The organism is Alcaligenes sp. EGD-AK7, from assembly GCF_000465875.3.
GTDB classification, from domain to species: Bacteria; Pseudomonadota; Gammaproteobacteria; order Burkholderiales; family Burkholderiaceae_B; genus Alcaligenes; species Alcaligenes phenolicus.
This window is the reverse complement of sequence record NZ_AVOG02000007.1, coordinates 16012-41459: the sequence shown is the minus strand read 5'-3', so window position 1 is coordinate 41459 and position 25448 is coordinate 16012. Positions and strand designations below refer to the sequence as shown.

Annotated in this window: 29 protein-coding genes; 19 read left to right on the top strand and 10 right to left on the bottom strand. The window is 57.2% G+C overall.

All coding sequences use genetic code 11. The features are described from left to right. Nucleotides 1–222: 222 nt before the first annotated feature. The gene (locus N879_RS07935; RefSeq protein WP_022983311.1) at nucleotides 223–1209 is read right to left on the bottom strand and encodes a quinone oxidoreductase family protein; all 987 of its coding nucleotides are present in this window, start codon (nucleotides 1207–1209) and stop codon (nucleotides 223–225) included. A gap of 148 nt (nucleotides 1210–1357) precedes the next feature. Between N879_RS07935 and N879_RS07930 the strand changes: the two genes are divergently transcribed. Continuing rightward, nucleotides 1358–2218 (top strand): DMT family transporter, encoded by an 861-nt coding sequence (locus N879_RS07930; protein ID WP_009456164.1) that lies wholly within the window; start codon nucleotides 1358–1360, stop codon nucleotides 2216–2218. A 4-nt stretch (nucleotides 2219–2222) separates the two neighbouring features. Here N879_RS07930 and N879_RS07925 read toward each other — a convergent pair whose 3' ends face one another. From N879_RS07925 to N879_RS07915, 3 genes are all read right to left on the bottom strand, one after another. After that, nucleotides 2223–3293: a tartrate dehydrogenase gene (locus tag N879_RS07925; protein WP_009456162.1), complete on the bottom strand. Its 1071-nt coding sequence runs from the start codon at nucleotides 3291–3293 to the stop codon at nucleotides 2223–2225. Nucleotides 3294–3421: 128 nt separating this feature from the next. Further along, entirely contained in the window at nucleotides 3422–4360 is a 939-nt protein-coding gene (locus N879_RS07920; protein ID WP_022983310.1) for a 2-hydroxyacid dehydrogenase, read from the bottom strand. Next, nucleotides 4360–5862, bottom strand: coding sequence for a helicase HerA-like domain-containing protein (locus tag N879_RS07915; RefSeq protein WP_009456157.1), 1503 nt, complete (start codon nucleotides 5860–5862; stop codon nucleotides 4360–4362). The genes N879_RS07920 and N879_RS07915 overlap by 1 nt, the downstream gene beginning before the upstream one ends. 139 nt (nucleotides 5863–6001) lie before the next feature. Here N879_RS07915 and N879_RS07910 point away from each other — a divergent pair, with 139 nt between their 5' ends. From N879_RS07910 to N879_RS07865, 10 genes are all read left to right on the top strand, one after another. After that, the gene (locus N879_RS07910; RefSeq protein WP_009456155.1) at nucleotides 6002–6733 is read left to right on the top strand and encodes a YebC/PmpR family DNA-binding transcriptional regulator; all 732 of its coding nucleotides are present in this window, start codon (nucleotides 6002–6004) and stop codon (nucleotides 6731–6733) included. Nucleotides 6734–6780: 47 nt separating this feature from the next. After that, nucleotides 6781–8070 carry a phosphoribosylamine--glycine ligase gene (gene purD, locus N879_RS07905; protein WP_022983309.1) on the top strand — a complete coding sequence of 430 codons (1290 nt, stop codon included), beginning with the start codon at nucleotides 6781–6783 and terminating at the stop codon, nucleotides 8068–8070. Between the two features lie 21 nt (nucleotides 8071–8091). After that, nucleotides 8092–8997, top strand: a complete 906-nt coding sequence (hemF, locus tag N879_RS07900) for an oxygen-dependent coproporphyrinogen oxidase (protein WP_022983308.1) — start codon at nucleotides 8092–8094, stop codon at nucleotides 8995–8997. Beyond that, a complete protein-coding gene (nadD, locus tag N879_RS07895) occupies nucleotides 8988–9605 on the top strand; it encodes a nicotinate (nicotinamide) nucleotide adenylyltransferase (protein ID WP_009456143.1) in 618 nt (205 codons plus the stop codon). Before hemF ends, nadD begins: the two co-directional genes overlap by 10 nt. A gap of 8 nt (nucleotides 9606–9613) precedes the next feature. Next, nucleotides 9614–10018: a ribosome silencing factor gene (rsfS, locus tag N879_RS07890; RefSeq protein ID WP_009456142.1), complete on the top strand. Its 405-nt coding sequence runs from the start codon at nucleotides 9614–9616 to the stop codon at nucleotides 10016–10018. A gap of 73 nt (nucleotides 10019–10091) precedes the next feature. Beyond that, complete coding sequence (gene rlmH, locus N879_RS07885; RefSeq protein ID WP_009456141.1) at nucleotides 10092–10562, top strand: 23S rRNA (pseudouridine(1915)-N(3))-methyltransferase RlmH; 471 nt, start codon at nucleotides 10092–10094, stop codon at nucleotides 10560–10562. A 24-nt stretch (nucleotides 10563–10586) separates the two neighbouring features. Then, on the top strand, nucleotides 10587–11198 hold the full coding sequence (locus N879_RS07880; RefSeq protein ID WP_009456357.1) for a Maf family protein: 612 nt from the start codon (nucleotides 10587–10589) through the stop codon (nucleotides 11196–11198). A 150-nt stretch (nucleotides 11199–11348) separates the two neighbouring features. Continuing rightward, nucleotides 11349–12122: a thiol:disulfide interchange protein DsbG gene (dsbG, locus tag N879_RS07875; protein ID WP_009456359.1), complete on the top strand. Its 774-nt coding sequence runs from the start codon at nucleotides 11349–11351 to the stop codon at nucleotides 12120–12122. 21 nt (nucleotides 12123–12143) lie between these two features. Next, on the top strand, nucleotides 12144–12446 hold the full coding sequence (locus N879_RS07870; RefSeq protein ID WP_009456361.1) for a DsrE family protein: 303 nt from the start codon (nucleotides 12144–12146) through the stop codon (nucleotides 12444–12446). Nucleotides 12447–12577: 131 nt separating this feature from the next. Then, nucleotides 12578–13348 carry a MipA/OmpV family protein gene (locus N879_RS07865; RefSeq protein WP_009456452.1) on the top strand — a complete coding sequence of 257 codons (771 nt, stop codon included), beginning with the start codon at nucleotides 12578–12580 and terminating at the stop codon, nucleotides 13346–13348. Between the two features lie 7 nt (nucleotides 13349–13355). Here N879_RS07865 and N879_RS07860 read toward each other — a convergent pair whose 3' ends face one another. The 6 genes from N879_RS07860 to N879_RS07835 all read right to left on the bottom strand — a co-directional run bounded on the left by N879_RS07860 (nucleotide 13356) and on the right by N879_RS07835 (nucleotide 18531). Further along, the gene (locus N879_RS07860) at nucleotides 13356–13733 is read right to left on the bottom strand and encodes a hypothetical protein (protein WP_009456454.1); all 378 of its coding nucleotides are present in this window, start codon (nucleotides 13731–13733) and stop codon (nucleotides 13356–13358) included. A gap of 143 nt (nucleotides 13734–13876) precedes the next feature. Further along, a complete protein-coding gene (locus N879_RS07855) occupies nucleotides 13877–15331 on the bottom strand; it encodes a YdgA family protein (RefSeq protein WP_009456455.1) in 1455 nt (484 codons plus the stop codon). Between the two features lie 78 nt (nucleotides 15332–15409). Beyond that, nucleotides 15410–16285 (bottom strand): NAD(P)-dependent oxidoreductase, encoded by an 876-nt coding sequence (locus N879_RS07850; RefSeq protein WP_009456457.1) that lies wholly within the window; start codon nucleotides 16283–16285, stop codon nucleotides 15410–15412. A 117-nt stretch (nucleotides 16286–16402) separates the two neighbouring features. Next, complete coding sequence (gene maiA / locus N879_RS07845; RefSeq protein ID WP_009456458.1) at nucleotides 16403–17050, bottom strand: maleylacetoacetate isomerase; 648 nt, start codon at nucleotides 17048–17050, stop codon at nucleotides 16403–16405. A 33-nt stretch (nucleotides 17051–17083) separates the two neighbouring features. After that, nucleotides 17084–18055, bottom strand: a complete 972-nt coding sequence (gene ispH / locus N879_RS07840; RefSeq protein ID WP_009456459.1) for a 4-hydroxy-3-methylbut-2-enyl diphosphate reductase — start codon at nucleotides 18053–18055, stop codon at nucleotides 17084–17086. Beyond that, nucleotides 18055–18531 carry an FKBP-type peptidyl-prolyl cis-trans isomerase gene (locus tag N879_RS07835; protein WP_230940668.1) on the bottom strand — a complete coding sequence of 159 codons (477 nt, stop codon included), beginning with the start codon at nucleotides 18529–18531 and terminating at the stop codon, nucleotides 18055–18057. Before N879_RS07835 ends, ispH begins: the two co-directional genes overlap by 1 nt. A 49-nt stretch (nucleotides 18532–18580) precedes the next feature. On the opposite strand from N879_RS07835, the gene radC reads away from it, so the two are divergent. The 8 genes from radC to N879_RS07800 all read left to right on the top strand — a co-directional run bounded on the left by radC (nucleotide 18581) and on the right by N879_RS07800 (nucleotide 25443). After that, nucleotides 18581–19252 carry a RadC family protein gene (gene radC, locus N879_RS07830; protein ID WP_022983307.1) on the top strand — a complete coding sequence of 224 codons (672 nt, stop codon included), beginning with the start codon at nucleotides 18581–18583 and terminating at the stop codon, nucleotides 19250–19252. A 93-nt stretch (nucleotides 19253–19345) separates the two neighbouring features. Then, a complete protein-coding gene (locus N879_RS07825; RefSeq protein WP_009456462.1) occupies nucleotides 19346–20188 on the top strand; it encodes a MurR/RpiR family transcriptional regulator in 843 nt (280 codons plus the stop codon). Nucleotides 20189–20459: 271 nt separating this feature from the next. Next, on the top strand, nucleotides 20460–21878 hold the full coding sequence (locus N879_RS07820; RefSeq protein ID WP_022983306.1) for an MFS transporter: 1419 nt from the start codon (nucleotides 20460–20462) through the stop codon (nucleotides 21876–21878). A gap of 38 nt (nucleotides 21879–21916) precedes the next feature. Further along, nucleotides 21917–22594 (top strand): aspartate/glutamate racemase family protein, encoded by a 678-nt coding sequence (locus N879_RS07815; RefSeq protein WP_009456463.1) that lies wholly within the window; start codon nucleotides 21917–21919, stop codon nucleotides 22592–22594. A 50-nt stretch (nucleotides 22595–22644) separates the two neighbouring features. Continuing rightward, nucleotides 22645–22926 (top strand): hypothetical protein, encoded by a 282-nt coding sequence (locus tag N879_RS07810; RefSeq protein ID WP_009456465.1) that lies wholly within the window; start codon nucleotides 22645–22647, stop codon nucleotides 22924–22926. A 121-nt stretch (nucleotides 22927–23047) separates the two neighbouring features. Beyond that, nucleotides 23048–23284: a hypothetical protein gene (locus N879_RS20390; RefSeq protein ID WP_128831610.1), complete on the top strand. Its 237-nt coding sequence runs from the start codon at nucleotides 23048–23050 to the stop codon at nucleotides 23282–23284. After that, a complete protein-coding gene (locus tag N879_RS07805; protein ID WP_009456467.1) occupies nucleotides 23281–23547 on the top strand; it encodes a type B 50S ribosomal protein L31 in 267 nt (88 codons plus the stop codon). The genes N879_RS20390 and N879_RS07805 overlap by 4 nt, the downstream gene beginning before the upstream one ends. A 300-nt stretch (nucleotides 23548–23847) precedes the next feature. After that, a complete protein-coding gene (locus N879_RS07800; RefSeq protein WP_022983305.1) occupies nucleotides 23848–25443 on the top strand; it encodes an ArnT family glycosyltransferase in 1596 nt (531 codons plus the stop codon). The last annotated feature ends 5 nt before the right edge of the window (nucleotides 25444–25448 follow it).

Here is a 25448-nt window from a genome sequence, read left to right as displayed (position 1 = left end):
CACTGCTAAATAAAAATGGCCTCCGCTAAGGAGGCCATTTTTTATAAGTAGAACTATTGGGGCTGCGTGCTTATCGGGCTTTCAAAATACCTGACATACAAATCGGGATATCAGGAAAGACAAGCAACACCAGAAGAGTGGATTCCTGACTTGCACCTGTTATCTCAAGCGCAGCGCTGAGCAAGGGCTAGCTGCTCCCCCCTTCTTACCCGATAATCCGCCTTAATCCAGCGTCAACACCGTCGAGCCCGTGGTACGACGCCCTGCCAATTCCTCATGGGCCTTGGCAACCTGATCCAGCGGGAAACGCTGACCGATCAGCGGCTTGATCTTGCCTTGCAGCACCAGCTCGAACATTTCGTCAGCGGCATCTTGCATGGTTTCCTGTGTAGGCACATAAGCCCCCAGCACAGGACGGGTCACATACAAGGAGCCCTTCGATGCCAGCGTCGCCAGATTCACACCGGTTACCGGGCCGGAAGCATTGCCAAAGCTGACCATCAGGCCACGCGGCTGCAAGCAATCCAGCGAGCGCTCCCAGGTATCCTTGCCCACGCCGTCATATACGACAGGTACTTTCTGGCCATTGGTCAGTTCCAGCACGCGCTGCACCACGTCTTCGTGGGAGTAATCAATCACTTCCCACGCACCGTTCTCTTTCGCCAAAGCGGCTTTCTCGGGACTGGACACCGTACCGATCAACTTCACGCCCAAAGCACGTGCCCATTGGCAGGCGTACAAGCCCACGCCACCCGCAGCGGCATGAAACAGAATCGTCTGGCCTTCATGCACGCGATAGGTCTGGCGCAGCAAATACCAGCACGTCAAACCTTTGAGCATCATGGCCGCCGCCTGCTCAAAAGTGACGCCATCAGGAATGCGTACCACACGATCAGCAGGCACATTACGAGCCTCGGCATACGCACCCAGCGGGCTTTGACCGTAGGCAACACGGTCACCCACTTTCAGATTCGTGACACCCGAACCGACTGCTTCCACAATGCCGGACGCTTCAAAACCCAAACCATGCGGCAAGGGATTGCTGTAGAGGCCATTACGGAAATAAATGTCGATAAAGTTCAAGCCCACTGCTTTTTGGCGTATGGTGACTTCCTTCTCCTGCGGAGCGGGCAGCTCTACCGAAGCCCACTGCAATACCTCCGGACCACCATTACGCTCAATCCGTATCGCCTTAACCGTCTGCGTCATTGTTTTACTCCTTTGATGAGGGGCCCGTAGCAATGTCTTAGAATAATGCCTTGCTCTTATTGCCTGCCCGACCCACTAGCCCTATCACTGGCTGATATAAAACACCAGAATAGCCTAAATTGACTCCTTTTTTCTCGGATCGCTTTCCATGACGCATGGACGTGCTCTGGCTGCCATTCATGTGGCCGCCGTACTGTTCGGACTGACCGGCATTTTTGGTGAGCTCATTCAGGTCGGCGCCATGCTGATCACCGCGGGCCGAGCCAGCTTTGCAGTCCTGGCCTTGTTTATCAGCATTCGCTCTCAAGGGCGCGGTTTGGGTCAGGGCATGAAAACAGCGGACTTTCGCACCCTGCTAATGGCCTCCATCATGCTGGCCATTCACTGGGCCACTTTTTTTGTGGCGGTCAAAGTGGGCGGCGTGGCCATTGCCACCTTGGGCTTTGCCAGCTTCCCGGCCTTTATTACCTTGTGTGAATGGGCCGTACTGCGCGAGCGCGTTACCGTATCGGAGTGGATCATTCTGGCCTTGGTCACCGTGGGCTTGTTGCTGGTGACCCCCTCTTTTGATTTCCAGGATCAATCCACCATTGGCCTGGCCTGGGCCATTGCCTCCGGCTTTACTTTCGCCATGTTCACCCTCATCAACCGACGCGCAGCCAAGCACTTGTCGGCACAGCAAGTGGCCTGGTGGGAAAACCTGTTTGTCGCCCTGATGTGCTGGCCTTTTGCCATACCGCTGCTGGGCGACAGCACGCTGGTGGACTGGGTATGGATTGCACTGCTGGGGGTATTTTGTACGGCCTTGTCGCATTACCTGCTGGTCTCTGCGCTAAGCGTTTTGAATGCCCGCAGTGCCGGGATTGTGATCGCCTTGGAGCCTGTCTACGCCATCGCTTTTGCGGCGCTGCTTTTCGCTCAATACCCCAGCAGCCGTGCGCTGCTGGGTGGCGCCATCATGATTGGAGCCATCACTTGGGCAGGCTTGCGCCCACCCAAGTCCAACTGATGGCTCAGGCCATCGCTTCCAACACTTGGGCGATAGCCTCGCCTACTTGTGTTGTGCTGGCCTGACCACCCAAATCAGGGGTACGTGGGCCATTGGCCAGAACCTGCTCAATGGCTTGCACTACTTCGGCGGCTGCCTGGGGGTAGCCCAGGAAATCCAGCATCAAGGCACCACTCCAGATCTGACCGACCGGGTTGGCAATGCCCTTGCCATAAATATCCGGTGCCGAGCCGTGCACGGGCTCAAACAAGGAGGGGAATACGCGTTCGGGGTTCAGGTTGGCCGAGGGTGCAATGCCGATGGTGCCGGTACATGCCGGGCCCAGATCGGACAAGATATCGCCAAACAGGTTGGAAGCTACAACAACATCAAACCAGTCCGGATGTTGCACAAAGTGTGCACACAGAATATCGATGTGATACTTGTCCCATTTCACATCCGGGTATTGCTCGCCCATGGCGGCCACGCGGGAATCCCACCAGGGCATGGAAATCGAAATACCGTTGGACTTGGTCGCAGCAGTAACGTGTTTACCGCGTTTTTTAGCCAGTTCAAAAGCGAACTTCAAGACTCGGTCCGTACCCGTGCGGGTAAAGACACTTTCCTGAATCACCACTTCGCGCTGCGTGCCTTCAAACATGATGCCGCCGCTATTGGAGTATTCACCTTCGGTGTTCTCGCGCACGATAAAGAAATCGATATCACCGGGCTCACGACCTGCCAGTGGCGAACGCACACCAGGCATCAAACGCACAGGACGCAAGTTGATGTATTGATCAAATTCACGACGGAACTTGAACAGAGATTCCCACAGCGAAACGTGGTCGGGAACCAGATCAGGCCAGCCCATGGCGCCAAAGAAAATGGCCTCGGTATCCATTAATTGGGCTTTCCAGTCCGAAGGCATCATGGTGCCGTGCTTCTGGTAGTAGTCCGAGCTCCAGTCCAGAACTTTCCAATCAAAATTTATGGCGTGACGGCGAGCGGCCACTTCCAGAATACGCAGCCCTTCAGGCATGACTTCCTTGCCGATCCCATCTCCCGCGATCACGGCAATACGATGAACTTTACTCATTCCTCTTTCCTTGTGGTTTTACATGGCCTCCACGGCCTTATTCTGAAAAGACGCTGCTCTGTTCACAAAACAGCAATTAGCCTGCCAGCTTCCACGGTGCCGGCAGGCTAGTCCAAATCGGTTAAGGATTAATAGCCCTGACTGTGATTCACCCGACCAGTCGCAGGCTTGCCTTGCTGCAAAAGCTCGATGCGCGAGCCAATTTGCTCCAATGCCAATTCACGAACGGTGATACCCGAAATATGAGGCGTAACCATCACAGAAGGAACACCCCAATACGGATGATCGGCTGGCAACGGCTCCTGGGTAAAGGCATCCAGCAAAGCGCCTGACAGATGACCGCTCTTCAGGGCGTCCAGCACATCGGCATCGACCAAGTGGCCACCGCGAGCGACGTTAATCAAATAGCCACCAGGCTGCAAATTCGACAATACGTCGCGGTTGATCAAACCTTCTGTTTGCGGAGTCAGTGGCAAGGCGTTGACCAGGATACGGCTGGCAGAGACGCACTCTTTCAGGCCCTTTTCACCGGCATAGCAAGGGAAGTCCGCTTCGTGCAGACGACGCGACCAGCCATGTACGGGATAGCCCAGACTGGCGATGACCTTGGCAATCTTGCTGCCAATCGCGCCCAGCCCCAGCACAGCGACTGGCCACTGGCGGCGGTCGATCGGGCGGTAGGCTTTCCACTTTCCCTCACGCGCCTGTTCCTCGTAGGGCTGAAAACGGCCTACCGCACGCAGCACGCCATACAAGGCATATTCGGCCATTTGCTCGGCCATGCCCGCATCTTCCAAGCGGTACAAAGGCATCTCGGCCGGGATGGTCCCTGCGACGGCATCCACGCCCGCCCCCAGATTGAAGGTGGCGCGCAAATGGGGTTCCTGCTTGAACAAGGCCGCATCCGGCTGCCAGACGATGGCGTAAGTCGCCCCGGTGCTGGGCTGACCTGCTACAAACTCATCAACTTTCCAATCAGGATAGACTTTGCGGAATTCATCCGCCCAACGTGCTGTTTCTGATGGCCTTGTGGTGGCAACAATTAAATGAGGCAGTTGCGTGGGCATTAACGTTTCCCTCCAAATAAAGAACCCAATACCCCACGCAGCACTTTGGTGGCAGCCCGTTTGGTCTCGGTTTTGATCATGCTTTGCACCAGGCCGTCCTTCTTGCCACCACGCGGCCCGGTTGATCCAAACAGAAAGTCATTGACGACACCCATCAGGCCTTCGTCCTTGCCTGCCGCCGCTCCCGGCTGCGTGGCACCCGCGGCACCATTGGCAGCCGCATCAGCCGCTTTTTTGGCCAGCACCTCGTAGGCGGATTCGCGGTCAATTGCCTGGTCGTACTTCAAGCCAAACAAGGACGCTTGTCGTACCGTTTGCCGCTCCGCATCGGTAGCGGGGCCAATTCGGCTACCCGGAGCCACCAGCCAGGCACGCTCGGTAGGCGTGGGAATCCCCTTGGCATCCAGCATGGACACCAGGGCCTCGCCAACGCCCAACTCGGTAATGGCCGCTTCAATATCCAGACCAGGATTGGGGCGCATGGTTTGCGCTGCTGTCTTGACGGCTTTCTGATCACGCGGTGTGAAGGCGCGCAAGGCGTGCTGTACTCGGTTACCCAGCTGACCCAGAACGGTATCGGGAATATCCAGCGGGTTTTGTGTCACGAAATAAATACCCACACCTTTGGAGCGGATCAGACGCACAACCTGCTCGACTTTCTCCAGCAAGGCCTTTGGTGCACCTGTAAACAATAAGTGGGCTTCATCAAAGAAGAAAACCAGACGCGGTTTGTCCAGATCGCCCACTTCCGGCAGGCGCTCGTACAGATCGGCCAGCATCCACAGCAGGAAGACCGCGTACAAGCGAGGTGACTGCATCAGCTTGTCGGCTGCCAGCACATGGATCATGCCGCGCCCGGCCGAGTCGGTACGAATCCAGTCCATCACATCCAGCGCTGGCTCACCAAAGAAGCGATCCGCCCCCTGCGTTTCCAGGCGCAGCAAGGCGCGTTGGATTGCCCCCACACTGGCTGCCGCAATATTGCCATACTGATTGCGAAGCTCGGCGGCACGATCCGATACGTCTTGCAGCACGGCGCGCAAATCTTTCAGGTCCAGAATCAACTGGCCCTCGTCGTCTGCCAGACGAAAGACGATATTGAGAATCCCTTCCTGGGTATCGTTCAACTCCAGAATCCGGGACAGCAGCAAAGGCCCCATGTCGGAAATCGTGGCCCGGACCGGATGACCCTGCTCGCCAAAAATATCCCAGAAGGTGACCGGGTTCGCCCCCCAGGCTGGCTCGGGCAGGCCCAGCTTTTGCAGACGCTCCTGCAATTTCGGATTAGGCTGGGCGGCTTGAGAAATTCCACTCAAATCGCCTTTTGCGTCGGCCAGAAAAACCGGTGTTCCCAGGCGGGAAAAGGCTTCGGCCAAAACCTGCAAGGTGACGGTCTTCCCCGTCCCGGTAGCCCCCGTAATACAACCATGCCGATTGGCCAGCGCAGGCAACAGGTAAATGGGAGTATCGCTATTCTGAGCAAGCAAAATTGGATCAGCCATGATTGTTTGTTCTCTTCCGGATAGAATGCCAAGTGCCTAGATTCTAGCGACTTTCGCCCAAGCTCGGGCCTTGTCGCGCAGACAGGTTAAAATAGATCTGTTTTTCTTTGAACGTAGTCTACTGAATTGGTAATACTTTATGGCCGGACATAGTAAATGGGCGAATATTCAGCACCGTAAAGGTCGTCAAGACGCAAAACGGGGCAAACTTTGGACCAAGATCATTCGTGAGGTCACCGTGGCCGCACGTACCGGCGGCCCTGACCCCGAGTCCAACCCACGTTTGCGCATGGCCTGGGACAAGGCAACCGCTGCCAATATGCCCAAAGACAACATTCTGCGCGCCATCCAGCGCGGCGCAGGCGGCGCGGATGATGCCAACTACGAAGAAATTCGCTACGAGGGCTACGGTATTAACGGCGCGGCCGTGATTGTGGACTGCATGACCGACAACCGTCAGCGTACGGTCTCGGATGTGCGTCACGCCTTTACAAAAAATGGCGGCAATCTGGGTCTGGACGGCTCGGTCGTGTTTCAATTCCGCCACTGCGGTCAGTTTCTGTTCGCTCCGGGCACTTCGGAAGACACGATTATGGAAATCGGCCTGGAAGCTGGTGCCGACGATATCGTGACCGACGAAGAAGGCCTGATCGAAGTGCTGTGCGCTCCTACGGACTACCCGGCTGTGCAAGCCGCGTTCCAGGCCGCTGGCCTGACGCCTGAAGTGGAAGGCGTGGTCATGAAAGCCCTGAACGAAACGGAACTGAGCGGCGACGATGCCGTCAAGATGCAAAAACTTCTGGACGCACTGGAAGGCCTGGACGATGTCCAAGAGGTCTACACCACCGCCGTCATGGACGAAGCCGAATAAGCTATTTCTGAAAACTCCTCTTTGCGGGCCCTGCCCGACTCATCACTATGAAGCTACTTGTTGTCGGCAGCGGCGGCCGTGAACACGCCTTGGCATGGCGCCTGGCCCAATCTGCACGCGTGCAGACTGTCTACGTTGCCCCGGGCAATGGCGGTACCGCGCGTGCCGAACGTATTGAAAACCTGGCCATCACCGATATCCAGGAACTGATTGCCTTTGTGAAGCAAGAAAAAATTGCCTTCACTGTCGTCGGCCCGGAAGCACCGCTGGCCGCAGGCATTGTGGACGCCTTCCGTGCGGCCGGTCTGAAAATCTTTGGTCCCACCCAGGCTGCCGCGCAGCTGGAAAGCTCCAAGGACTATGCCAAAGCCTTCATGGTGCGCCACAACATCCCGACGGCGGCCTACGCGACCTTTACCGATCCGGACGCCGCCAAGGATTACATCCGTCAGCAAGGCGCTCCCATTGTGGTCAAGGCCGATGGCCTGGCCGCTGGCAAGGGCGTGATTGTGGCCACCACGCTGGAAGAAGCATTGGGCGCCATTGACGACATTCTGGGTGATGGTCGCTTTGGTGCCGCCGGTGCCCGCGTGGTCGTGGAAGAATGCCTGACCGGCGAAGAAGCCAGTTTCATCGTGATGTGCGACGGCAAGAATGTGCTGCCCATGGCTACCAGCCAGGACCACAAACGCCTGAAAGACGGCGACCAGGGCCCGAACACAGGCGGCATGGGTGCTTACTCCCCCGCCCCTATCGTCAGCCCCACGCTGCATAACCGAATCATGCGCGAAGTCATTCACCCCACCATGCAAGGCATGGCCAAGGAAGGCTTGCCCTACTCCGGCTTTCTGTACGCGGGCGTGATGATTGACGATGGCCCGGATGCCACCCGCCCCATCAAGGTGCTGGAATTCAACTGCCGCATGGGCGACCCTGAAACCCAGCCCATCATGATGCGCATCAAGAGCGATCTGACCGAAACCTTCGAACTGGCTCTGGCTGGCAAGCTGGACGAGGCCACCATCGAATGGGATCGTCGTACCGCGATTGGCGTGGTACTGGCCGCGGCCAATTACCCCGAAGAGCCTCGTACTGGTGATGCCATCACGCAATTTGCGAAAGACACCGACGAGTGCATCACCTTCCATGCAGGCACGCAGATGAAAGACGGCACCGTGGTCACCACGGGTGGTCGTGTATTGTGTGTCACCGCCATGGCCGACTCCATCCGTCGCGCTCAGGAAGCCGCCTACGAGGCCATTTCCCAAACGCATTTCGACGGCAAGCAATTTCGCACCGATATCGGCTGGCGCGCTCTGCCCAGCAGTGAATCCTGATTGTCGCAGCAAGGTCTTTTCATGTCTTTACCCATTGATACCGTCCAGGCTTATTTCCGTCAGTTGCAAAGCCACATCGTGGACACTCTGGAGCAGCTGGATGGCACGCCTTTCGAGTCGGACCAGTGGGATCGTCCAGAAGGCGGTGGCGGTCTGTCCCGCCTGCTGGAGAACGGCCCTGTTTTTGAACGGGCTGCCGTTCTGTTCAGCCATGTCAAAGGCCACACCCTGCCTCCATCGGCCAGCGCCCACCGCCCTGAACTGGCCGGACGCCCTTGGGAGGCCATGGGTGTTTCACTGGTGATTCACCCGCGCAATCCCTTTGTACCCACCACGCACATGAATGTGCGCATGTTTGTGGCCCAGGCCCAGACAGCGGATCAAGAGGATGTGTTCTGGTTTGGTGGCGGTCTGGACTTGACGCCCTACTACCTGCACGAAGACGATGCCCGCCATTTCCACCAGGTGTGCCACGATGCTCTGGCGCCGCACGGTGCGGATTACTACCCGCGCTACAAGCGCTGGTGCGACGAATATTTTTATCTGAAGCACCGCAACGAGACCCGTGGCATTGGCGGCATTTTCTACGACGACCTGAACGAGCCCGGCTTTGAAGCCAGCTTTGCCCTGACCCGCTCCGTGGGCAATTCCTTTACCGATGCCTATGCACCTATCGTGCGTGCCCGCATGGATCAGGAATACACCCAGGCGCATCGAGACTTCCAGGCCATTCGTCGCGGCCGCTATGTCGAATTCAATCTGGTCTTTGACCGTGGCACCCTGTTTGGCCTGCAATCGGGTGGCCGTACGGAATCCATCCTGTTGTCCATGCCACCCCAGGCGAGCTGGCGCTACAACTGGTCGCCCGAACCCGGCACGCCAGAAGCGGCCCTGGCGCAATACCTGGTGCCTCGCGAATGGATTTAAAGCGTGTCGGGCTCCTGGGTGGCAGTTTCGACCCCATCCATAAAGCTCATGTGGCGCTGGCGCTTGCCGCGTTCGACCAGCTGCAGCTGGACCAGGTTCAGTTGCTGCCCGCTGCCCAGCCCTGGCAACGCGACGCCTTGGGTGCCAGCACCCAGGATCGTTTGGTCATGGCCGAGCTGGCCGCCCAAAGCCATCCGGGCTTGCAGGTCAACCCCGTAGAGATCGAGCGCGGTGGCCCAACCTACACCATCGACACGGTGCGCAGCTTGCCCGCCGGGTCGCGCTACTACTGGATTTTAGGCAGCGACCAACTGCATAATTTTTGCAGCTGGAACGACTGGCAAGAAATTCTTGAATACGTCGAACTGGCTGTTGCCCAGCGCCCCGGCAGTCCTTTGGAGACGCCCGTCGCCTTGCAGCAGGAACTGAGTCGACTTCAGCGCCGTTTGCATCAGATTGACTTTCTGCCCATGGACATCTCGGCCACCCAGATTCGGGAGCGAGTGCAGCGCGGTGACAACATCACCGCCCTGGTCCCGGAAGAAGTCGCTCAATACATTGACAAAAAACGGCTCTATCTTTCCCACCCACAGGCGCGCCCTGTATAGTTCTTTTTATGAATATAGAAACACTTCAACGACTCGTCATCGATGCCCTCGAGGACGTCAAAGCTCAAGACATCAAGGTCTTTAGCACTACCCACATGACCGGCCTGTTCGATCGTGTGGTCATTGCCAGTGGTACTTCCAACCGGCAAACCCGCGCTCTGGCCCAGAGCGTGTTTGACAAGGCACGCCAAAACAAGGTCGAAGTCCTGGCCCATGAAGGCGAGGACACCGGCGAATGGGTGTTGCTGGATTTGGGTGACATCGTGGTGCATTGCATGCAGCCGGCCATCCGCCAGTACTACAACCTGGAAGAACTTTGGGGCGAACGCCCTGTCGAAGTGGAACTGCTGCCGCAATCGCGCCAGGTTCCACCGGCTGGCTTTTTCGCCAGCGCCGACGAAGACGAAGACTAAGCCCTTCCACTGTCCTGTCGGCAATACCCGGGCCGCAGCTTACGATGCGGCCTTTTTTCTTTTACGACATTCCATGAAACTCATTGTCATCGCGGTAGGTCAGCGCATGCCCGACTGGGTGGAACAAGGCTGGCAGGAATATGCTCGCCGCATGCCCCAGGACTGCGCCATAGAACTGCGCGAAATCAAGGCCGAACCCCGTACCAGCGGCAAGACGCCTGCCCAGATGATGCAGGCCGAGGCCAAACGCATTGAAGCGGCCATTCCCGCCCAGGCGATGCGCATCGCCCTGGACGAACGCGGCAAGGACCTGACCACCGTCAAGCTGGCTCAGGAGCTGGAGCGTTGGCGCAGCAGCGGTCAGGATATTGCCATTCTGGTCGGTGGCCCGGACGGACTGGATGCGGCACTCAAGCAAAGCTGCCACGGCATGTTGCGTCTGTCCTCCCTGACCCTGCCCCACCCCTTGGTACGTATCTTTCTGGCCGAGCAACTGTATCGCGCCTGGTCCGTCATGACCGGGCATCCTTACCACCGCGCCTGAACCTTCTTTTAGTCCTGGTTTCTTATGCCTTTTCAGCCCATCTATCTGGCCTCAGCCAGTCCACGTCGCCACGATCTGCTCAACAGCATCCAGATCACTCATGAAGTCCTGCATGTGCCCAGCCCTCCGGGCGAGGATGAACCGCGTCTGGAACAGGAAGCGGTGCTGGATTATGTCCGTCGCACGGCTCGCGACAAGCTGCTGCGCGCCCTGGAATGGCGGGCACAGTACAGCAGTCTGGATCAGGAGCGCGCTATTTTGAGTGCCGACACCACGGTCTGCATGGACGAGACCATATTTGGCAAACCTGCTGATCTGGCCGATGCCGCACGTATCTTGCGCGAGCTCTCGGGCCGCCGTCACAAAGTGATGACCGCCTTATCCCTGGGCGTAGGTGGTGTGGAGTTTGAAAGTATCAGCATCAGCGAAGTCAGCTTCAAAACTCTGAACGAACAAGAAATTGCGGAATACTGCGCCAGCGGCGAGCCTATGGGTAAAGCGGGAGCCTATGGCATTCAAGGTCTGGGCGGTGCCTTTATCAGCCACTTGAGTGGCAGCTATACCGGCGTAATGGGCTTGCCTGTTCACGAAACCTACCGCTTGCTGGAACTGGCCAATCTGAAGATCCGCGCTTAAAGACCGGCTAATGCAGAGAAACAACCTGATCAGAGCAGGAATGGGGAACTATCCAGGCAAGGCCTAGTCCCATTCTTTTATTCAATTTTGATCTTAGTATATATTTTCTGGATATATACATTCACCGACTGTTTTGCAGGATTAACCACCATGCCGCTTTCCTCTTTTTCGATCCGTCTTGCCTTGGCCGGTTTACTGTACGTCAGCACCGTCGTCCAAGCCGCCGACCGCCCCGCTGCCCTGAAGGCCCTGGAAGAGCAAGGGCTATCCATTGTGGGCGAATTTGATGCTCCCGGTGGTCTGAAAGCCTGGGGTGCGTATAGCGGGAATCGCGCATTGGCCATCTATAACCTGCCCGACGGGCAGCACATGATGGTGGGCACCATGATCGATGCCAAGGGTGAAGAGGTACGCCCGGCCGGTCTGGACGAACTGGTGCAACCCGCCATTGCCAAGGACATGCTGGGCAAACTGGAAAAATCCCGCTGGATCAAGGATGGCGACGACAAGGCCCCACGCGTGGTCTACGTGTTTACCGACCCGAATTGCCCTTACTGCATGCAGTTCTGGCAAATGGCTCGCCCCTGGGTTGAGTCCGGCAAAGTACAGCTGCGCCACGTCATGGTGGGCATTCTGGCCCCCAGCAGCAGCCTGAAATCGGCTGCCATCCTGGCTGCCAAGGATCCCACAAAGGCCTTGAACGAGCACTCTTTGGCCATGCTGAAAGATCGCAGCGCCGGAGTGAAAGGCCTGGACAGCGTGCCCAGTGATATTGAAGCCGATCTGACCCGCAATGAAGATCTGATGATGGGCTGGGATTTGCGTGCCACCCCCGCCATGGTCTGGCAGGATGAGCAAGGTCGCATTCAAATGCAGACCGGCGCTTCACCCGATATTACCGAACGCGTTTTTGGCCCACGCTAATTTCAAGCAGGACGTTTATTCATGAGCACTCGTGTTCTCTTGCATGCCCCCACCGTTCATGCCCTGGAGCGCGCCCGCAGCAATGCGCGCAACTTGCTCAAGGACATACCGGATGCCCAGATTCGCATCATCGCCAATGCGCAGGCCGTTAAAGCTTGCGTAGAAGGCGCGGAACACGATTGCGACGCCTACACCTACCTGTGCCCCAACACGCTGCGCAATCAGTCCCTCAGTGCGCCAGAACGCTTCCAAACCTTGGAGCAAGGGGCCATCACTGCCCTGGTGAAACTGCAGGCGGAAAACTGGATTTACATTCGAGCCTGATGGGGTGTAGGGCCAGAACAACAGACCATACTGGCCGGTCATGATTCTGCCTGCCCCCACCCAAACCTTGATACGATAGCTAAGCTCGCGACAAGCGGGCCTGTTTTTACCCGTATCACAAGGAATCTGTCATGCCCACCCTCGTCCGTTCTGCTCTGCGTCCCTGCCTTTTACTGGCTTTATGTGCTTTAGGAACCAGCCAGGCACTTGCACAGCAAACTACCGTGGGTGTCGGTGTTGGTTTTGCCCCCAAGTACGAAGGGGCTGACAGCTACGACGGCCGTTTCTACCCTCTGCTCTCGCACCGTAACGGCCATTTTTTCCTGGCCCCCAAAGCAGGCATGCCTGCCATCGGTCTGCAAACCAATCTGACAGACAACTGGACTATCGGTACTTACGCCGCTCTGGCCCGTGCCCGTAAATCCGGTGATGCCGACCGCCTGTACGGAACTGATGATATTGATCGTCACGGCAATCTGGGTGTATTTACTGCTTACCAACTGGGCAATGCCAAGATTGAAGGCAGCTACTACCAGGCACTGAAAAGCGGTTATGGCGCCACGGCCGTTCTGGATTTGAGCTACCGCCTCTGGAATGATCAGGACAGCAGCTTCTCGCTGGGTGCCGAATTGAAATGGTCCAACGAAAAAGCCATGCGCACCTACTTTGGCGTGAAGTCGCATGAAGCCGCTGGCAGCAATGGACAACTGCGCACCTACCGCCCTGACGCGGGTTTGCGCTCTTATGCCTTGTACGGCCAGTACACCCACAAGATCAGCGAAAGCTGGTCCCTGCAAGGTCTGCTGGGCGTGAACACCTTGGGTGAAGAAGCCAAAGACAGCCCGCTGGTCGAGAAGAAAAGCAGCGTCTTTGGTGGCGTAGGCTTGGGCTACAGCTTCTAAATTCCTGTCAGGGTCTGCCGACCCGCTTGACCGTCAAGCCGTTGTGTTCCAGGCGTGCCTGCACAACGGCTCGATGATCGCCCTGAATCTCCAGCGTTCCCTCTTTCAGCGTCCCGCCCGCTCCACAGGCGTTCTTCAGTTCCTTGACCAGCGCCTTGAGCTGCTCCTCGGGCATCACCAGGCCCGTTACCACGGTCACTCCCTTCCCTTTTCGCCCCTTGGTTTCCAGACTCAAGCGCACCGGCCCCTGAGCCTGAGACAGGCTTTGCTCGCGCCGATTCTCCTCGCAACGACATTGCTTTTGTGGCTGCCCGCAATCAGGACACATACGCCCTTGTTCCGTGCTGTACACCAGCCGAGACAGCTGATCCGATAAGCTGGCCATAAAATCTGGCTCCCTTCGCTGATTAAATAAAAAAGGCCCCCCACGCTGCGCCTTCGGCTTGCGCTCCACCCTGGGACGGCCCGACAGTAAAAAAAAGCCCACCGAATTTCGGTGGGCTTTACGCTGGACCAGGCCCAGACGAATTACATCATGCCCATCAGGACCAGACCAAGCAATTGCTCGGAAGTGAAACGCTGACCGTTGATGTCGAACACGCGATCCTTGCCCTCGTACTTGATGGTCGTGGAAATGCCGTTCTCGTCATTCTTGACCATATTGGATTCGGCGTAGGGAGCGACAGCCGCATCCAGAATCATGTCCAGCATGGCAGCATTGCCTTCTTCAGGCGACAGGCCTTCAGCCTTGTCCATCTCGGCAGCCAGGCCACGCAGCATGGGCTTGGAAATCAAAACATCCAGCTGAGCAGCAGGAATGGCTTCGATCCACATTTCAGGGCTGGTTTGCAGCTCTTGCAAGGTCGCATTGGGCTTTTGGAAGTCCATGCGCAGCGTGGCTTTGGACTCGCCAGCGGCGGTGTACCAACGCAGAGGCTCAACACGCAGCACAGGCTTGTGCTCCAGCGCCTGCAGCACCAGTTCCATCATCTTCTGAGCCGTTGGGCCATCTACCGAATCCATATCGTTTTGCAGATTGGAATCGGAAATCAGCTTGGACAGAGCGGAGATTGCAGGTGCGTAAACGCGGTCAAAGTTCATCGACAGCTCAACCGAACCCAGCTTGACCTTGTCTTCAAACACCAGATCAGTCAGCGCGTAAACAACCTTGGTATCACTGACGGAGTCTTTGGTGACCGCATCGGAATTGATGGCGATCTGCTTGAAGGTAATGCCATCGGTCTCGGCAGATTGCATCTTGACGTCATCAACGCTCAGCTTGCCGACCTGGGTGCCGCTGACATTGATGTCACCGTCTTGCTTGAAGTCCACCACGAAGTTGGAGGCCTCAAGCTTCAAGGGATCTGCGCTGATGTCGTCAACAAACAGCTTGGGGAAGCTGCCGGTCACAACAATATCTTTGCTCTTGCCACCGGCTTTGGTGCGCAATTGACCGCCGCTGAAGTCCACTTTGACTTCGTCGCCTTGGTGCTTGATGGCTTCAAAATGCACATTGGAGTCCACGGCACCGTCAAAACCGACCAGGCTGTCCGCCCACAAAGGGGTCTTGTCGCCCGTCAGCTTGTACCAGCCTTCGGTGTCTTTGGTCTTGACCAGAGTGCTGTGCGACAAGGCGGCAACAGGGGTGAAGTTACCCAGAGCCATTGCCGACATAGGCAGCGGGCCATGGCTGATCTTGTCATCAAAAGTCAGCTCCAGAGGCTTCTCTTCAGCGTCGGAAGGCTTGATGGTGATGGTGTAACGAGCAGTAGAGGAAAATACGCCACGTTGGTAGTCCACCACGTTCATGACGACCGACTCGCTCATGCCCATTTGCTGCATCTGCTCGGCAGCCAGGGTGTTGAACTGGGCCACTTTCTCACCCACCAGCGCTTCAGTTTTCTTACCGGTGTACCAGGTCGAACCGCCGTATGCGGCCGCTAACACGACAACCAGTGTGACCAGCCCTGTACTTTTCTTCATGACTTCCCTTTTGTAGACCTACAGTCCCAACTTCAAATAGCCGACATAATACCGAAACTAAGTTTGACTGATGGTAGTTTATTCCCCGTAATTGTAACTATTCACATGCGTAATGCGAGCGACATCGTCTGCGCCCAAGCCCAAACGATGGGCCGCACGATAGGTTTGCTGGGCCGCATGAGCCACCGGCATGCTGGTGTGACTGACACTGGCCAGCTCCGCCACGGTATTCAAATCCTTCAACATGGTATCGACCGACGCTTTTACTTGATTGTCGGGCGTAGTCATGCGCGGCACGAACAATTGCAGCAAAACCGAATCTGCCCAACCGCCCCCCAGGGCCTCACTGATTTTGGAGGCGTCCACGCCATTGTCATTGGCCAGGCTCAAGGCCTCGGCGATAGCGGTCAAGGTGGTGGCCACAATGGTCTGATTGCATAACTTTGTTACTTGGCCGGCCCCTACCGCCCCCATCAAGGTGACGCGCTGCGAATACGCGGCCAGCACCGGACGAACACGATCCAGCTGCGCCGCCTGCCCGCCCACCATGATGGCCAGCGTGCCTTGTTCTGCTCCGCCCACACCACCGGATACCGGAGCATCCAGCCAATGAGCCCCGCAACGTTGCTGCAATTGGGCAGCCATCTCGCGTGTGGCCTGTGGAGGAATCGAGGAATGGTCCACCACAATCCGCAAGGCTCCCTGTATCGACGCCAGGCCCTGCTCGCCCAGGACCGTGTCGTGCACCGCCTGTGCATCGAAGACACACAGGAAAACGGCTTCGCACTGCTCGGCCATTTGCGCCGGGGTATCGCACCAGTGGGCACCGGCTTCGATCAGGGCTTGCCCCTTGTCTTTGGAACGATTCCAGATACGAACCTGATGACCGGCCTTCAACAAGCGGTGCACCATAGGCTGACCCATACGGCCCAAACCACAAAAACCAATATTCATGTCTCGTCCTTTACGCCCCCAACATCATCCAGCCAATTGAAGCGGGGCAAGAAAAACCCGCCTGTCAGGCGGGTGAAGTCTGGTCGGCCCAACAAGGGACCGCCCTTATGCTGATACTCAAGCCGCGTCGGGCTGGCGGTCGGGGGCCGCTTCCTGAAAGGCGGACAGCTCCAGACATTTTTCCTCCACAGCCAAGAGGCGTGGAAATGTGCTGAGATCAATGTCAAAACGACGGGCATTGAACATTTGAGGAATCAGGCAGATTTCGGCAAGACCAGGAGTATCACCAAAAATAAAGTCATGATCCTTTTTGCCATGGCGCTGCACCAAGGCTTCCAGGCCTTCCAACCCTACGCTGACCCAATGGCGATACCATTGATTGCGAGCATCCTCCTGGGCGTGCAGTTCGTTTTTCAAATACTGCAACACGCGCAGATTATTCAGCGGATGAATATCACAAGCCACGGTTTGGGCCATGGAACGTGCCCAAGCCCGCTCTGCCGACGCTTTGGGCAACAAAGGCAGTTCAGGATAGCGTTCGTCCAGATATTCCAGGATGGCCAGGGATTGCGTGATGATCAGACCATCATCATCCAAAGCAGGCAGCAGTTGCACGGGATTGACCTGCACATAATCGGGCTGATGCTGCTGACCACCATCCTTGAGCAGGTGTACAGGCTTGATCTGGTAGTCCAGCCCCTTGAGGTTCAGACCAATCCGCACCCGGTAAGCGGCGGAACTGCGAAAGTAGCTATACAGAATCATCTTGTCTCCTGTCCACCCTGCAAAAATCGTTTTTTATTTGTTCAGGCTTTCAATCTTGCGCGACAGTTCTCGGGGCAGCGGGAAGGCAATGTTTTCTTCCACACCATCCAAGGCCCGCACTTTGCCTACGCCCAGTTCCTGCAAGCGCTGTATCACCTGATTCACCAGAACTTCCGGAGCAGAAGCGCCGGCCGTCACACCCACGCGCTTTTTACCGACCAGCCAGGCCGGATCAATCATTTCCGGTTTATCCAGCAGATAGGCTTCAGCCCCCTTGCGTTCGGCGACTTCGCGCAAACGATTGGAGTTGGAGCTATTGGTACTGCCCACCACCAGGACCAGATCACACTGTGGAGCCATGATCTTGACCGCATCCTGACGGTTCTGTGTGGCATAACAGATATCGCTTTTCTTGGGTTCCACAATATTGGGGAAGCGCTCGCGCAAGGCCTGGGCCACAACTGCCGCATCATCCACGGACAAGGTGGTTTGCGTCACAAAGGCCAGCTTGTCGGGATCGGCCACTTTCAGGTTAGCGACGTCCTCGGGCGTTTCCACCAGGTACATGCCGCCGTCAGCCTGCCCCAGCGTACCCTCGACTTCAGGGTGTCCGACGTGACCAATCATGATGATCTCCCGGCCTTCGGCGCGCATGCGAGAGACCTCGATATGCACTTTGGTCACCAGCGGGCACGTGGCGTCAAAGACTTTCAGACCACGCTTTTCGGCATCGTCACGCACCTGACGCGATACGCCGTGAGCCGAAAAAATAACGATTGCACCCGAGGGAGCCTCGTCCAGCTCTTTAATAAAGATCGCCCCTTTATTGCGCAGGTCTTCCACCACGTAACGGTTATGGACGATTTCATGGCGCACGTAAATGGGTGCGCCGTGCAATTCCAAAGCGCGTTCGACAATATCAATCGCGCGGTCGACCCCAGCACAGAATCCACGGGGCTGGGCCAGAACAACCTCAGCGTTCTGAACGGGAGTAGCTTGACTCATTACAGAATCCCCAAAATATGAACATCCAGGCGCAAAGCCACACCGGCCAAAGGATGATTGAAATCGAACAAGGCAGTCTTGTCGTCGATTTCCTTGAGCACGCCCGAATAGCGACTGCCATTAGGGGCGGCAAACTCCACCATATCACCGGGCACGAATTCCGCGCCTTCGGCGGCGTTGCTGGCCAGCATTTCGCGAGTGATGCGCTGCAAGAGGTCCGGATTACGGGCGCCGTATGCATCCTCGGGAGTAATGTCGAGCTGAAAGCGCTCGTCTTCACGGTGACCCAGCAGTTTCTCTTCCATACCGGGGGCCCACTGACCATTGCCCAGTTGCAAGGTCGCCGGGCGGCCGGTAAAGGTATCCGCAAATACAGAGCCTGCCGCCGGGCCACTGGCCAGCTCTATACGATAGTGCAAAGTCAGGTAGGAATCCTGACGGACAATTCCAAGCTCGGAACTAGCAGAGTTACTCACGATCGCTCACTATAGAAAATCATTCAATTACCGCATTTTAGCGTTTCTTATGGCCACATCCACTTTACGCCGCCAAGGGCCCCGTGAGCGCATGTTGGCGCACGGCCCTGCCTGTCTGAGCACCCCGGAACTGCTAGGCATTGTCCTGCGCACCGGTACACGCGGGCGCAATGCTGTCGAGCTGGGCCAGATGTTGCTGGACCATTTTAACGGACTCAAAGGATTATTATCGGCTGATGCATCTGCCCTGCGCCAACTGGACGGCATCGGGCCGGCCAAATGTGCGGAACTGTTGGTTATCCGGGAACTGCAACGCCGCTGCGCCCTGGAATCACTCACGGACTTGCCGGTGCTGAACCAGGCGGACAAGGTGCGCGAATATTGTCTGGCCCATATTGGACATTTACCCGTGGAGCATTGCCTGGCCCTGTTTCTGGACAATCAGCTGCGACTGATCTGCGCCGAGGAGATCAGCCGGGGCACAGTCAACCAGGCTTCAGTCTACCCACGGGAGATTTTGCGCGCCGCCCTGCGTCACCACAGCTGCGCCATTATTCTGGCGCACAATCACCCTTCCGGTGCCGCCTATCCCAGCGCCTCCGATATCCGGCTGACCCGGCACATTCGCCAGGCACTGGCTTTGGTTGATATACGCTTGCTGGACCACATTATTGTCACGCCCAGCCAGACTGTCTCCATGGCCGAGCGCGGAGATCTATAGACGATTCAGGGCGATGAATGCCACCTTATTTTTGATACAGTTCCATGAGCTTCCCCGTAAAATCCAGAACACACTACAAGAGTACGGAGCGCCATGTCTGATCCCGCCGTCAAGTCCTTTGTTGGACGCGTACGTGACATTCTTCACGATCTATCCCCATCAGAGCGACGTCTGGCGGAATTTGCCCTGGACTTTCCGGGCGACCTGGCCGGCTACACCGCCTCGGAGCTGGCCTCCCTGGCCAATGTGTCCAATGCGACGGTCACCCGCTTTATTCGACGCCTGGGTTACAGCAATTACGAGGCCGCCCGCAAACAAGTGCGCTCCGAAAAGAAAGCAGGTTCACCCCTGTTGCTGGCAGCCACTGAAACGGAAGCCGAGCGCTCGCTGGCCACACACTTGCAGCAAAGTCAGAACAACCTGGCCGCTACCTATAGACGCATCCCCGACTCGTTGCTGAAAGAAATCGCCCAGGCCATTCTGGGTGCGCGCAAAGTATGGGTTCTCGGGTTTCGATCCAGCCATGCCCTGGCCAATTACTTTCGCTGGCAGTTGCTGCAAATCGTCCCTGAGGCTCAACTGATTCCCGGCCCTGGCGAGACCATGGGGGAACATCTGGCAGGCATACACGCTGACGATGTCGTAGTGATTTTTGCCCTGCGTCGCCGGGTGCGCAATATGGATCAACTGATTGGGCAGATGGCGCAGCTGAACCCGAATGTGTTGCACATCACTGACCAGCTCAGCCCGGAGAAAAGTGCTTGTCGCTGGACTCTGCGCTGTGATGTCCAATCGCCTGGTGTGCTGGATAACCACGTGGCGGTGATCGGGCTGTGCCATCTGATCCTGAGCCAGGTGATGGATCAGGCCGGTCCTGCCGGGCGTCGTCATCTAGGCTTGGTGGAGGCTTTCCACGACAGCTTTCTGGAGCTGTAGACCGCTACTCTCGTATTACGGGCCCATATCAGGCACTCCGTAGACAAGCCAGCCCAGAAGTTTCATGGCTGGAATCAGATAAGGATCCTACGCAAACGGCGATGATCCTTTTTTTTATTAAAAATCCTTGTATATCAACGCCCTGCTCAGTCAATCAGTAGACACTGCAAAATCTTTCTCGTTTACCCTAGTTTTGAAAATATTTTTTCATGGCAATAATGATTGAAAAAATAATGCTGGGCTCATACACGCCCTGAAACGAGGAGAAACCATGTCTAGCAAGCAGCAACCCTTGCCAGCCGATACCGGGCAGGCACAGGCCAGTTCTACGGCCAACAATCACACGGTTCAGCAGCAACTGGAAAATTCGCTGGAAACCATAGGCGTCACCAACTCGCACCGCAAAGTGCTGGCCCTGATTTTGCTGGGCGTCCTGTTTGACGTGCTCGAGCAAAATGCCGTGGGCCTGGTCGGCCCGCTGCTACAGGAACACTGGGGGCTGACGCCTCGTGATGTCGGGTTTCTGAACACCTTGACCTTCGCTGCCGCCGCCCTGGGGCGTTTGCTGTCCGGCTATATCGCCGACCACTACGGTCGCCGAGTCATGCTGACCATCAATCTGGCCCTGTTCACGCTGGGCGCCCTGATCTGCGCCCTGGCTCCCAGCTACTGGGTACTGGGCCTGGGTCGCATGATTGTGGGTTTTGGGCTGGGTGGCGAAATCTCGATTGCCGTCACCATGCTGGCCGAGTTCTGCTCCTCACGCTTTCGCGGCACGGCTGTCGGCACGATCAACGTCGCAGGTGGCGGTCTGGGCAATATGCTGGCCCCGGCCTTCGGCTTGCTGGTCTTCACCCTCTTTCCCGGCCCAGAAAGCTGGCGCTGGGTGTTTGGCCTGCTGGTCATGCCTGCCTTCATGGTGCTGTTCTATCGTCGCTACATTCCTGAAACGCCCCGTTTTCTGGTGTCTCAAGGGCGTATCGAGGAGGCCAATCAGGTTTTGAATATTCTGGCCTCGGGCAAGCTGGGCCGTCACGTTGCCAATCCCTATCCTTATTTGCACAGCGGCCCGCAGGCACAAAAAGCAGAACGGGTGCGTTTGAACGAGATTTTTCAAGGCCCGCTGGCCATGCGCACCCTGGTGACCGGCATTGCCGTGTGCATGACTTATGGCGCACAGCTGACGGTTCTGACCCTGATGCCTACCCTGCTGGTGGAGCAAGGCTATTCTTTGGTGAAAAGCTATACCTTCACGATCCTGATGCAGTCGGGCAGCCTGCTGGGTGCCTTGACCGCCTCTTACCTGGGCTCCCGCGTGCCTCGCAAGCGCGTCTTCACCTACGGAGCGTTACTGGCTTGCGCCAGCGGTCTGGCCTTTGGCTTCCTGAGCTTCAATATCTACCTGGTGCTGCTATTCGGTGCAGCTTTCCAGTTCTGCGTGCTGCTGCTCAACACCACGATCTGGATTTTCTCCCCCGAACTGTATCCCACCCGCGTCCGCGCCTTTGGCACCGCCTTCATTCTGGCACTAGGCACCCTGGCGGGCGCATTTATCCCTACGCTTAGCGGCTGGGTGCTGGAAGGCTACGGCGTAGCCGGCATGTTCACCTTGATGGCGGGCATGTACATCACCTTTGCCGCTGTCCTGCAGTTGGCGCCCGAAACCTTTGGTCGCCCCCTGGATACCTGATTCACTTAAAAAGCCGCCTTGCTGCGGCCCTTGTATTTATGTCTCATACCGTACTGCTCATCAACCCCAATACTTCCCGTCCCACCACGGACATGATGGTGGCGCTTGCCCAGGCTTGTTTCCAGAGCCTGCAGCGCCGCGACATCCAGGTCCGGGGACTGACCGCCCCTGAGGGACCGGGCATGTTGACCGAAATGGAAGAGCTGGAGCAGGCCGCCGCCATGGCCAGAGACCCGCAGGTGCTGGCTCAGGTACAGGACGCTGACGGCGTCATCGTCGGCGCTTTTGGAGATCCCGGCCTGCAAGCACTGACTGAACGCCTCACGGTTCCGGTTATCGGCATCGGTCAGGCCTCCATGATGCTGGCTGCCCGAGCAGGCACGCCTTTTGGTATTGCCACCACCACCCCCGGTCTGAAGCAAGCCATTCTGGATCAGGTACAGTGCTATGGCTGGAGCGAACAATTCTCCGGCCTGCGCCTGACCCCTACCGCCCCGCTGGATCTGGCCCAGGCCCCTGATCGTCAGGATCAGGAACTGGCCGATAGTGTCGCGGCGTGTATCGAACAGGACGGTGCCCGCGCCGTCATCATCGGCGGCGGCCCACTGGCCCAAAGCGCCCAGGCCCTGCAAAGCAGGCTGGCTGTGCCGGTGATCAATCCCATCATTGCTGCCTGCGAGCTTATGGCCGAGCGCCTGCCCCCAGATCAGCCATAACACGCTGTACCACACAAGGAGACACCCCATGACAAGCAGCACCCTTGCGCATGGCCTTCATCAGCCTGATTATTGCCGTGTCCGGCACCATGGGTTGCATTCCGGTGTACTGGCAACTGCCTAACGCCGTTCTGGCAGGCTCGGCAGCAGCCATTGGCGTGGCCTTCATCAACTCGGTCGCCAACCTGGCCGGCTTTGGCGCGCCCTTCATGTTGGGTGCCCTGAAAGACGCCAGCGGTAATTTTCAAAGCGGTTTGTGGATTATTGCGGCACTTGAGCTGGCGGTCGGCATCTGGATTCTGTCTTTCCGCAAGCGCAAACAGATCGACTGAAGACCTTATCGACCATCAAGCAAGACGCCCCGAACCCTGACAATCTCCGGGTTTCGGGACCTGACGCCTATCATTAGGCGGCTTCTTGTTGCACTTGTGCCGCGCTTTGATGGAGTTTTCTTTGAAAAGCGGCGGCTCAATGCTAAAATTTCAGGCTTCATCGGATACGTGGCAAAAAGTCTTTAGGCATTATTCAATCGGGCAGGATGTCAAAACCCAAACCCGGTTAAAAAAACAGCCCTCTAGCTTTTTAGTGCCGGTACTTACAAAAGATTGGAAATCTGCCCTGCGCAGCTTTATTTTTGTAAATACGTGCCTTGCTGGCGGTCCTTATTTGTCAAAACAGGAATCATCATGAAAGAAGGCATTCACCCAGAATACCGTGACGTGGTGTTTCTGGACCTGCAAACGGGCAACTCCTTTATCACCCGTTCCACTGTCCAGACTCGCGAAACCACCGAAAAAGACGGTCAGACTTACCCGCTGTTCAAGTGTGACGTGACGTCCGAGTCGCACCCCTTCTACACGGGCGCTCAAACCCGTATCGTGGAAACTGGCCGCGTTGAAAAATTCCGCGCCCGTTTTGCCCGTACGGCTGGTACCGTCAAGAAAGGCGAATAAGCTCTCTTTCTCGGCATACCGCGTTCAGCGCAAAAAAGGCAGCTTCGGCTGCCTTTTTTTTACCGCACATTTCCCGGCCAAGGCGCCCCCTTTGCATTAAGATAGGGCGAATCAACAGACTGTTTTACCCTAGACGTGTCATCCAGCCTCATACCCACCTCCACCCCTGCTCGCCTGACTGCTACCGCTGCCGTCAAACTTCCCCGATTGGTCCTGCTGGTCGTTGGGACTATTTACATTCTTGCGGGTCTGTTTTTCCGCGATCCCTGGAAGGCAGACGATGTCATCGGGCTTGCAACCATGCTTACCGCTTTGTCAGATCCCAGCGGTCAGGCCTTGTTGTTGCCGCAGGTGGGCGATCTGGCACATGCCCAGGACGGGCCGCTGACCACCTGGTTGGGTGCCCTGTTCATTACGCTGTTTGCGCCACTGCTCAAACTCTTTACCTCTGAGCTGAACGCCAATATTGTGGCGTCCCGACTGCCTAACCTGCTGTGGTTCGGCATGTTGGCGGCTTCGGTCTGGCACAGCGCCTACTGGCTGGCTCGACGCCCTGAGGCCCAACCGCTGCGCCTGCCCTTTGGGGGCGAGCCCTCGCCCACGGACTATGGGCGCATGATTGCCGACGCCACCTTGCTGCTGACGGTAGCCACGGTCGGCATCCTCTGGCGTATGCACGAAACCTCGGAAGTACCAGCCATCATTGCCTTCCAGGCTCTGGCTTTGTACAGCCTGGTGCGCATGTTTGACCGTCCCGCTTCCGGTGCGATCATGCTGGGCCTGTCTTTGGGCGCCTGCTTCCTGACCCGTGGCTGGCTGGGCGCTGGCCCCATCATGCTGGCCACCGTTCTGTGCTTCATTCCACGCGGCCCCTTGCGTCAGCACAGCCAATGGCTGGCCCTCAGTGCCGTCCTGACCCTGGCCATCATCATGGCCTGGTGGATTCCCGCCAAACGCGTCAGTGTGTACTGGACTGAACAGTGGCGTCTATGGCATCTAGCCGCCTGGGGCTGGGCGGGTTTCAAGGAACAACTGAATAATTTGCGTGACTTGCTGTGGTTCCTCTGGCCGACCTGGCCTTTGGCACTGCTGGCACTGTGGCAGTGGCGTAGCTGGTTCAAGGCCCCGCATATTTATGTGCCTGCCATCAGCCTGCTGGTCCCGCTGCTGAGCCTGCTGTTTATCCGCGATGCCTTCGAGCCTGAATACGCCCTGCTGGTCGTACCTTGCGCCGTCCTGGCCGCGTTCTCGCTGCCCACCTTGCGGCGTGGCGTGGTCAATACGCTGGATTGGTTTGCCATCATGTGCTTCTCACTGACGGCAACCACGGTCTGGCTGGGCTGGATTGCGCAACAAACCGGCTGGCCACGTCAGATTTCGCACAATATCGCCCGCCAGACTCAAGGTTATGACACCTTTATCTCCTGGCCGGTCATGATTATTGCCGCGCTAGGTACGCTCGCCTGGATCGCCCTGGTACGCTGGCGCCTGTCCACCAACCCGCCAGGGCTGCTGCGCGGCACGGTCTTGTCTGCAGGTGGCCTGATTACGACCTGGCTCCTGCTGGTTACCCTGTGGATGCCCTCGCTGGACTACGTACGTAGTTACCGAGACGTCTCCGGTGAACTGTCCGCCGCCCTGCGCGAACACAGACAGCCCGGCGAATGCCTGCGCTCCTGGGGCCTGGGTTCGGGACAACGAGCCTCCTTCCTGGTGTTTAACAACATCAAGATCAATTTCGACAACCGCTGCTCTTTGGTGCTGGAACAGTTCTCCCTGCGCGACCTGCAAGATGGCAAGGCCCCCATTCCTGACAATGCGGTCCAGCTCTGGCAAGGTAAACGCGGGCCAGATCGTCACGAGGCTTTCCGTCTGCTGCGAGTACAAGCTCAGTAAGTTTC